Raw genomic sequence first — 9,233 nt, 5'->3', positions numbered from 1 at the left:
GCCAGCGACCGTGCCGGCAACACCACCGGTTCGGACTACCGGATCGACGGGGGGCTGATCAGCACCCTGTGAGAGAAGCCCACCGACGCCGCGACGGTCCCCGTATAGTCGGTAAGGTCTGCTAACGACTACCGGGGAGGCGACGTGGCAGGACGCCCAGTGCACACCTTCGAGGTGGTCCGCACCGAACAGCTGTCGCCGCACATCGTGCGCGTTGTCCTCGGCGGCAGTGGATTTGACACATTCGTGCCGAACAGTTTCACCGACGCCTATTGCAAGGTGGTGTTCGTCCGCGAGGACACCGACGTCGCCGCACTGCCTGCGCCGCTGACGCTCGAAAGCTTCCAGGTGCTGCCCGCTGAGCATCAGCCGCTGGTCCGCACGTTCACCGTCCGCTGGGCCGACGCCGACCGCCGCGAGATGGCAATCGACTTCGTCGTGCACGGCGAGCACGGCGTCGCCGGCCCATGGGCGCTGGCCGCGCAACCGGGTCAGCCCGCGTATCTGATGGGGCCGAGCGGGGCCTATGCGCCCGACCCTGCGGCGGACTGGCACCTGATTGCCGGCGACGAATCAGCGCTGCCCGCCATCGCCGCGACGCTGGAAGCGCTGCCACCCAAGGCTGTTGCTCAGGTGTTCGTCGAGGTTGCCGAGCCGGATGACGAGATCCCGCTGACATCGCGGGCCGGAGTGGACCTGAACTGGATCTACCGCGGCGGCCGTGGCGACCTCGTCCCAGAGGACCGCGCCGGCGACCACGCCCCGTTGATAGCCGCGGTCAAGGAGGCCCGCTGGCTACCCGGCCAGGTCCAGGTGTTCATTCACGGCGAAGCGCAGGCCGTGATGCACAACTTGCGGCCCTACGTCCGCAAGGAGCGCGGTGTCGACGCGAAGTGGGCCTCCATCTCGGGATACTGGCGGCGGGGCCGGACTGAGGAATCATTTCGCGAATGGAAACGCGAACTGGCAGCGGCCGAGGCGGCACAAGAAGGCGGTCGGTGAACGACTCGCGCCGCGTGGTCGTGACTATGACATGCGGAACGGACAGGCCACCGCCTGGCTAGTCGGTATGCCGAAGAGCGCCGCGCTGACAGGATCGTCGCATCCCGCGGGTGGAGCTGAGGTGCGAGCTGCCGGTCCCGCGGACATCGAGGCGGTCTTGGCGCTCGCGACCGCGTTCTACAGCGCGGAAGGCTTCGCTGCACCCGTCGACGAGCTGCGGGCCAACCTCAAGAGTCTGTTGTCATCGACAGCAGCGCGGACAGCGGTGGCCGTCTCGGATCGCGGGTTTGTGGCGTTTGCGATCACAACGACGAGCTTTGGGCTGGAAAGCGGACTCATCGCCGAGCTGGAGGATCTGTACGTCACGCCCGAGGCGCGGTGTCGGGGGATCGCCGGCCAGTTGATCGATGACAGTGCCCGGTGGGCCCGCCGGCGCGGCTGTCGTTATCTGGAGCTGGTCATCGCACCCAATGGTCGTGATGGAAGCCACCTGGACACCTACTACCGAAATCGCGGTTTTCAGGACGACGGCCGCAGCCTGATAGCTCGCGACCTGTGACTTTGCGTGGGCGCCGTTGAGTGCGCGATGATCTCGGCCTGCGCCGCCCAGACGGCCGGGCTAGCATCGGGATCGCCCGCACGGATGGCGGAGCGTGACGCCGTGTGCCGGCTGGCCCTCGCCGACTGACCTTGGAGATGCCTCCTTGACCTGCAATCAGCATGTCCGTGCGCTTTGCGTCGCGGCCGTTCTGGTGCTGACCGCCGCGTCCGGCGCCGTCGCAAGCGCGATGATCATGCGCTGCGCCGCCGATTGCAGCGCCAGCGTGGCCGGTCGTGCTGCTTCGCCGCCGGCCGCACCCGCGGTGGTGTCGATCACACCCGGCCCCGACGCCCGCGACGTCGACCCGCTGAGCCGGGTGTTGGTGACGGCCGCCTCCGGAGTGCTGACCGATGTCCAGATGGTCAACGACGCCGGCAAGGCCGTCGCGGGCATCATGACCCCGGACAGCACGTCCTGGAAGCCGTCGGTTCCGCTCGGCTATGGCCGCACCTACACGATCACCGTCGCCAGCCGCGGAACCGGCGGAGTTACGACAAAGCAGGTGGCGACCTTCTCCACGCTGACCCCAAGCAACCAGACGAAGGTGTATCTCAACACGACCTCGGGAGCGGCCCTACAAGACGGCGGCACATACGGGGTCGGGACGGTCATCGTGGCCCACTTCGACGAGCCCATCACCGATCACGCCGCCGCCGAACGCAGACTCGGCGTGACCACCTCGCCTCCTGTGCAAGGGACCTGGTACTGGGTGGACGATCAGAACGTGCACTGGCGACCGGAGCACTACTACGCGCCGGGCACCACGGTCACCGCGTCAGCCAATATCTACGGCGCTGCGATGGGCGGCGGGCTGTACGGCCAGGAAGACAGCCACGTTTCGCTCACCATCGGCGACGCACATGTATCGATCGCCGACGACACGACCAAACAGGTCAGCGTCTACAACAACGGCGCCTTGGTCCGCACGATGCCGACATCGATGGGCATGGGCGGGACACAGGACATCGCCGGTCACACGCTGTCATTCTGGACGCCGCCGGGCGTGTACACGGTCCTGGACAAGGGCAACCCGGTCATCATGGATTCCTCGACCTTCGGGTTGCCGATCAACTCCCGGCTCGGTTACCGCGAGTCGATCAAGTACGCCACCCGCATCAGCACCGACGGCATTTATCTCCACGAACTGGACACCACGGTGTGGGCCCAGGGCAACACCGACACGTCTCACGGATGTTTGAACCTCAACGCCGACAACGCGACATGGTTTTACAACTTCTCCCAACCAGGTGATGTCGTCGAAGTCCACAACACCGGCGGGCAGCCGCTGCAAATCTGGCAAAACGGCGACTGGACCATACCCTGGGACCAATGGCTGAAGGGCAGCGCTCTGGGCTGACATCGCTGCCTGCGGTCGTTTCATTCCCCACGGTGCCGGATGGCCCGCTAGTGGACCCCGCTAGTGGACAAAGCACCTGTTCGCACCGTGTAAGCTCGTCCCTGCAACCTACGTATGTGGGTTGACTTCGCGCGCCTGCACCACGAGCAAGCTCGTACCGGCATGCCGGGCGGTCCCGCCTCACCGCGGGTCCGGCATCCCGCAGGCGCCAGGGCCCGACATCACCCGATGCCGGGCGGCAACCGACAACGAAAGCAAGGCATATCCATGGCCGTCGTGACCATGAAACAGCTGCTCGACAGCGGCACGCACTTCGGGCATCAGACCCGTCGCTGGAACCCCAAGATGAAGCGGTTCATCTTCACCGACCGCAACGGCATTTACATCATCGACCTGCAGCAGACGCTGACCTACATCGACAAGGCGTACGAGTTCGTCAAAGAAACCGTCGCCCACGGCGGCACGATCCTGTTTGTCGGCACCAAGAAGCAGGCGCAGGAGTCGATCGCCGACGAGGCCACCCGCGTCGGCATGCCCTTTGTCAACCAGCGCTGGCTGGGCGGGATGCTCACCAATTTCTCGACCGTGCACAAGCGGCTGCAACGCCTCAAGGAGCTCGAAGCCATGGAGCAGACCGGTGGCTTCGAGGGGCGCACCAAGAAGGAAATCCTCGGCCTGACCCGCGAGAAGAACAAGCTCGAGCGCAGCCTCGGCGGTATCCGCGACATGAACAGGGTTCCGTCAGCGATCTGGGTCGTCGACACCAACAAGGAGCACATCGCCGTCGGCGAGGCGCGCAAGCTCGGCATCCCGGTCATCGCGATCCTCGACACCAACTGCGACCCCGACCTGGTCGACTACCCGATCCCCGGCAACGACGACGCGATCCGCTCCGCCGCACTGCTGACCCGCGTGGTCGCCGCGGCCGTCGCCGAGGGACTGCAGGCGCGCGCCGGATTGGGCAACGGCGAGGGCAAGCCGGAGGCCGAGTCCGCCGAGCCGCTGGCCGAGTGGGAGCAGGAGCTGCTGGCCACCGCGACCGCGAACGCGCCGGCCGCCACTGCGGCTCCGGAGTCAGGTGTCGCCGACGTTGCGGCTCCGGAGTCAGGTGTGGCCGCCGCTGCGGCTCCGGAATCGACTGCCACCGAAACCAAAACCACGGAAGGCTGACATGGCTAACTACACCGCTGCCGACGTCAAGCGACTGCGGGAGCTGACCGGCGCCGGCATGCTCGACTGCAAGAACGCGCTGACCGAGGCCGACGGCGAGTTCGACAAGGCCGTCGAGATCCTTCGGATCAAGGGCGCCAAGGATGTCGGCAAGCGCGCCGAGCGCGCCACCGCCGAAGGGCTTGTCGCGGCGAAGGGCGGCGCGATGATCGAGCTGAACTCCGAGACCGACTTCGTCGCGAAGAACGATGAGTTCCAGAAGCTGGCCGACGAGGTCGTGACCGCGGCTGTCGAGTCGAAGGCCACCGACCTCGACACCCTCAAGGCCGCCCCGATTTCCGAAGGGTCGGCCGCCAAGAGCGTCGAGCAAGCCATCGCCGACCTGTCCGCCAAGATCGGCGAGAAGCTCGAGCTGCGCCGCGTCGTGGCGTTCGACGGGAACGTCGAGACTTACCTGCACAAGCGGTCGGCGGACCTGCCGCCGGCCGTCGGCGTTCTGGTGGAGTACACCGGCGACGACGCCCAGGCGGCCCATGCGGTCGCCTTGCAGATCGCGGCGCTGAAGGCCAGGTACCTGTCGCGGGAGGACGTACCCGAGGACGTCGTCGCCAACGAGCGGCGCATCGCCGAAGAGACCTCGCGGGCCGAGGGCAAGCCGGAGAAGGCGTTACCGAAGATCGTCGAGGGCCGCCTCGGCGGCTACTTCAAGGACGTCGTGCTGCTCGAGCAGGCGTCGGTGTCGGACAACAAGAAGACCGTCAAGCAGCTTCTCGGCGAGGCCGGCATCACCGTGACGCGATTCGCCCGGTTCGAGGTAGGCCAGGCCTAGCGGCATGACGCGCATCCACGCCTACGGCGACGACGCGCTGGGTGACTCCGACGCGGTCGGTTTGGTCGAGCGGATCCGCTCGGGTGACGTATCGCCCGCTGAGCTGGTCGAGGCCGCGATCGCCCGCACCGAGGCGGTGAACCCTGCCCTCAACGGGCTGGCCCATGAGGCGTTCGACCGCGCCCGACGGCGGGCCGCCGGTCATCAGCGCGGCTTCTTCGCCGGGGTGCCGACGTTTATCAAGGACAACGTCGACGTGGCCGGGATGCCGACGATGCAGGGTACCGATGCGTGGACGCCGAGACCGGCACGGGCCCACGGGGATTGGGCGCGCACCTTCCTTGCGACAGGACTGGTACCGGTCGGCAAGACGCAGATGTCGGAGTTCGGGTTCAGCGGCGCGGCCGAGCACCCGCGGATCGGCCCGGTCCGCAACCCCTGGAACCCCGACCACACGGCCGGCGCGTCGTCTTCGGGGTCGGCCGCGTTCGTGGCGGCCGGCGCGGTGCCGATCGCCCATGCGAACGACGGCGGCGGCTCGATCCGAATTCCCGCCTCCTGCAACGGTTTAGTGGGTCTGAAGCCCAGCCGCGGCCGACTGCCGTTGGACAAGTGGATGGGTCAGATGCCCGTCCGGCTCGTCACCAACGGCGTGGTGACGAGGTCGGTGCGGGACACCGCGGCGTTTTACCGCGAGGTGGAACAGTTGTGGCGGAACCGGAAGCTGCCGCCGATCGGTGACGTCGCGGCCCCGGGAAGGCGGCGCCTCTCGATCGCGGTGGTCACCACCACGATCGGGCGTCAATCCAGCGCCGACGTGCGGGAGGCGACCTTGAAGACGGCTGGGTTGCTCGAAGAACTCGGTCACCGCGTCCAGCACCTCGACGGGCCGCCGGTGCCCGACCATTTCGCCGATGACTTCATCCTGTACTGGTCGTTCCTGGCATTTTCGTTGGTGCGCGGTGGTACCCGTGCGTACGGCAAGAGCTTCGACCGGGGCCGTTTGGACAACCTCACGCTGGGGCTCGACCGCTTCGCGAGCCGCAACCTGCACCGCCTTCCACGCGCAATTGCACGGCTCGCCTCGGTGCGCCGCGCGACGGCGCGGTTCTTCCGTACTTACGACGCGGTCCTGACACCGACACTGGCTCACGAGACACCGCGCATCGGCCACCTCGATCCGACCGCCGAATATCAGCAGATCATGGATCGGCTGGTGGATTGGGTGGCGTTCACGCCGTTGCAAAACGCGTCGGGTGAGCCGGCTATCTCGCTGCCGTTGGCCGAGACCGCTGCAGGGCTGCCGCAGGGCATCATGCTGTCCGCCGGTGTCGGACAGGAAGCCCGGCTGCTGGAACTGGCGTACGAACTCGAAGAGGCCCGGCCTTGGCGGCGGATCCAGGAGTGAGGATCCCGTAAAAGTTTCGGGCTCCCCGCGTATGGATCCCGTTCACATGCCGCGCAACGACCCGAATACGGAGTAGACGTCGTTGCATGAACCAGGCCGACGCGCGCGTCGCTTCACCCAAACCTCGCACGTGGTGGCTGAGCTTGCTGGACGGCAACCGTGTGTGGGGCTCGTTCGATGCGATGTTCGGCCGCTACGGCCTGCGACGCTATCGGTTGAGCGTGTTCCCGCCGGGTATCGCTGCTGCCGACCGGCGCCTCGTTCGGGCGTGGCGCGGTTGGCCTGTGGGAGGGGCCGCGTTGGCGCTGCTCGCGGCGATGTGCCTGGGTGACGTCGTTCTCACGCCTCTGACAACGCTGGTGGCGTGCGCGGCGGCGTACCTGGGTGTGGGCGCGGTGCTGTTCGTCATGTCCGGACCAGCGCGGGTGCAGGTCCGTTCGCTGTCGGTGGTCCTGGTCGAGGGTTATTCCGACCAACGCAGCGAGGCCATGTACGGCAAATGGGAAGCGGTTGTCGAGATGTTGACCACGGCCGATGAATTGCGTGAGCAGGGCGAGATGTCGCCCGTCGAGCACGAGGCCATGTGGTGGGAGGCCTACAACCGTCTCGAGGTCGGTGTGGATGGCTGAAGTGCTGCAACAGCTCCCCGAAATCCTGCTGGTGACGTCGGTCATGGTCGGCGCCCAGTATTGGCACCGGCGCAGGCGCTCCGGCGGCCGTTGAAAAGCCGGCCGCATGCAGATGTGCGGACGAGCCATGGCGCTTGGCGCTTATATATCAACCATATTGATATACATCGACCCGGTTGATATATGTGGTTGATGACGACACCACGGGATTTCCAGTTCGAGTCCGCCTACCGTGGCGAGGTCGAAGAGCTTGGCGTGGGGGCGCTGGGGTTAGATCTCGGCTCGGGCCGCTGCTAGCCCTCGAAGCGGCGACGCGTTGATCACCGCATCACACTCGCCGTGGCAGGCGACAGCCGGCGGCCAAAATCGAGTAGCCCGCTACCTTGGGCCGCTTCGAGGCGCAGTGTTTCGATCGATGTCGGAAACAGTTCGATCGACGTCGGAAAGAGATGATCCATCTTCAAGGAGTAGTCACAATGGCCTGGAGTCTGCAGCAGATCAACAACGCCAACCCCGCCGGGCCGAGCGTGGCGAACGAGTTTGTGGCCGTCCCGGAGGCGACTGCCGCCCCCGTGCCCGGCACCCTGTTTGTGTGCACGTTCGGAAACCAGCAGCACTTCACCTACGTCAGCCTTACGCAAGAAGCCAACCTGCAGGACTGCTGGTGGGACGGCGACGCCAACCAATGGAATCTGCAGCAGATAAACAACGCCAACGCCGCCGGGCCCAGCGTGGCGAACGAGTTTGTGGCCGTCCCGGCGGGGACTCTCCCCGCCACGGCCGGCACGTTTGTGTGCACGTTCGGAAACCAGCAGCACTTCACCTACCTCGACCTCAACGGCAACCTGCAGGACTGCTGGTATGACGGCGACGCCAACCAATGGAATCTGCAGCAGATCAACAACGCCAACCCCATCTACGGGGGCGGCGTGGCGAACGAGTTCGTGGCCGTCCCGGAGGCGACTGCCCCCGCCACGCCCGGCAGCCTGTTTGTGTGCACGTTCGGAAACCAGCAGCACTTCACCTACCTCGACGGCAACTTCAACCTGCAGGACTGTTGGTATGACGAGGACGCCAACCAATGGAATCTGCAGCAGATCAACAACGCCAACGGCGCGGGGCCGAGCGTGGCGAACGAGTTTGTGGCCGTCCCGACGGCGACTTTCCCCGTGGCCGGCAGCACGTTTGTGTGCACGTTCGGAAACCAGCAGCACTTCACCTACCTCGACGGCAACGGCAACCTGCAGGACTGCTGGTACGACGGCGACGCCAACCAATGGAATCTGCAGCAGATCAACAACGCCAACCCCATCTACGTGCCCGGCGTGGCGAACGAGTTTGTGGCAGTCCCGGCGGCGACTGCCCCCGCCACGCCCGGCAGCCTGTTTGTGTGCACGTTCGGAAACCAGCAGCACTTCACCTACCTCGACGGCAACGGCAACCTGCAGGACTGCTGGTATGACGGCGACGCCAACCAATGGAATCTGCAGCAGATCAACAACGCCAACGCGGCCGGGCCGAGCGTGGCGAACGAGTTCGTGGCCGTCCCGACGGCGACTGCCCCCGCCGCGCTGACGTCACCGACTGGACCGGCCAACACCCTGTTTGTGTGCACGTTCGGAAACCAGCAGCACTTCACCTACCTCGACGGCAACGGCAACCTGCAGGACTGCTGGTGGGGCTAGCGACGGATAGGTACGCATTAGACCCGTAACCCTCCGAATTGCCTGTGGCGGCCGGTGCGCACCGAGCCCCCGGGAGGGGTTGCCCCGGGTGGGGTGGTGCGGGCGTTGGGTCTCGGCGCGATCTGCCACCGGCCCCCGTAGTCAGCATGCCGAGCCGTCCGGCGGGCACGCCCCTGTTGGGGATGGGCCATTATGGGCGGCTGGCTGGCCCGCTGAGCCACGTTCTCGCGCCGCGTCGTGGTTGTCCAGATCCCCAGGCGCACAGCGCGGAATGGGACAGATTCCCCGGGCAGACTCGCCGATTCGCCAGCCACTTGGCGCGGCTCTGCCATGCGGCTCTACCCACCACCTGCTATGCGCTGAGACACTGGGTGATTGCGTGCGGCCGAGCTGGCCGGTGACGCCGGCGTATGCGCCGTTGCGGTGCCGGTGCCGGTTGCAATGTGGTCGCAGTCGGTCGTGGTGCCGATTACGGCTCCACGTATCAGTGCCGACAACCAAACTCGTTGCAAATTTTTGGGTGCTCGGGCCATGACGGGGACCTTCCTAGCC

8 protein-coding genes are annotated in these 9,233 nt (G+C 66.2%); all 8 read left to right on the top strand.

Annotated elements, in window-relative coordinates; translation table 11 throughout:
* Window positions 1-144: 144 nt before the first annotated feature.
* Complete coding sequence (locus VKG81_RS12830) at window positions 145-1,002, top strand: siderophore-interacting protein (RefSeq protein WP_324396454.1); 858 nt, start codon at window positions 145-147, stop codon at window positions 1,000-1,002.
* Window positions 1,003-1,123: 121 nt separating this feature from the next.
* Window positions 1,124-1,561 carry a GNAT family N-acetyltransferase gene (locus VKG81_RS12825; protein ID WP_324396452.1) on the top strand — a complete coding sequence of 146 codons (438 nt, stop codon included), beginning with the start codon at window positions 1,124-1,126 and terminating at the stop codon, window positions 1,559-1,561.
* A gap of 229 nt (window positions 1,562-1,790) precedes the next feature.
* Window positions 1,791-2,960, top strand: a complete 1,170-nt coding sequence (locus VKG81_RS12820; protein WP_324396456.1) for a L,D-transpeptidase — start codon at window positions 1,791-1,793, stop codon at window positions 2,958-2,960.
* A 267-nt stretch (window positions 2,961-3,227) separates the two neighbouring features.
* Window positions 3,228-4,130, top strand: coding sequence for a 30S ribosomal protein S2 (gene rpsB, locus VKG81_RS12815; protein WP_324396450.1), 903 nt, complete (start codon window positions 3,228-3,230; stop codon window positions 4,128-4,130).
* A gap of 1 nt (window position 4,131) precedes the next feature.
* Entirely contained in the window at window positions 4,132-4,959 is an 828-nt protein-coding gene (gene tsf, locus VKG81_RS12810; protein WP_324396448.1) for a translation elongation factor Ts, read from the top strand.
* Window positions 4,960-4,963: 4 nt separating this feature from the next.
* On the top strand, window positions 4,964-6,367 hold the full coding sequence (locus tag VKG81_RS12805; protein WP_324396446.1) for an amidase: 1,404 nt from the start codon (window positions 4,964-4,966) through the stop codon (window positions 6,365-6,367).
* An 86-nt stretch (window positions 6,368-6,453) separates the two neighbouring features.
* Complete coding sequence (locus VKG81_RS12800; RefSeq protein ID WP_324396444.1) at window positions 6,454-6,996, top strand: DUF6611 family protein; 543 nt, start codon at window positions 6,454-6,456, stop codon at window positions 6,994-6,996.
* Window positions 6,997-7,472: 476 nt separating this feature from the next.
* Window positions 7,473-8,681 (top strand): hypothetical protein, encoded by a 1,209-nt coding sequence (locus tag VKG81_RS12795; RefSeq protein WP_324396442.1) that lies wholly within the window; start codon window positions 7,473-7,475, stop codon window positions 8,679-8,681.
* The last annotated feature ends 552 nt before the right edge of the window (window positions 8,682-9,233 follow it).

Source organism: Mycobacterium sp. (genome assembly GCF_035314905.1).
GTDB lineage: Bacteria > Actinomycetota > Actinomycetes > Mycobacteriales > Mycobacteriaceae > Mycobacterium.
This window is presented reverse-complemented; position numbering and strand designations above follow the sequence as displayed.

What these genes read in the sequence shown, in the direction of transcription:
- VKG81_RS12800 (WP_324396444.1), top strand. Translation starts at nt 6,454, where the DNA reads ATGAACCAGGCCGACGCGCGCGTCGCTTCACCCAAACCTCGCACGTGG.
- VKG81_RS12805 (WP_324396446.1), top strand. Translation starts at nt 4,964, where the DNA reads ATGACGCGCATCCACGCCTACGGCGACGACGCGCTGGGTGACTCCGAC.
- VKG81_RS12795 (WP_324396442.1), top strand. Translation starts at nt 7,473, where the DNA reads ATGGCCTGGAGTCTGCAGCAGATCAACAACGCCAACCCCGCCGGGCCG.
- VKG81_RS12820 (WP_324396456.1), top strand. Translation starts at nt 1,791, where the DNA reads ATGATCATGCGCTGCGCCGCCGATTGCAGCGCCAGCGTGGCCGGTCGT.
- rpsB (WP_324396450.1), top strand. Translation starts at nt 3,228, where the DNA reads ATGGCCGTCGTGACCATGAAACAGCTGCTCGACAGCGGCACGCACTTC.
- tsf (WP_324396448.1), top strand. Translation starts at nt 4,132, where the DNA reads ATGGCTAACTACACCGCTGCCGACGTCAAGCGACTGCGGGAGCTGACC.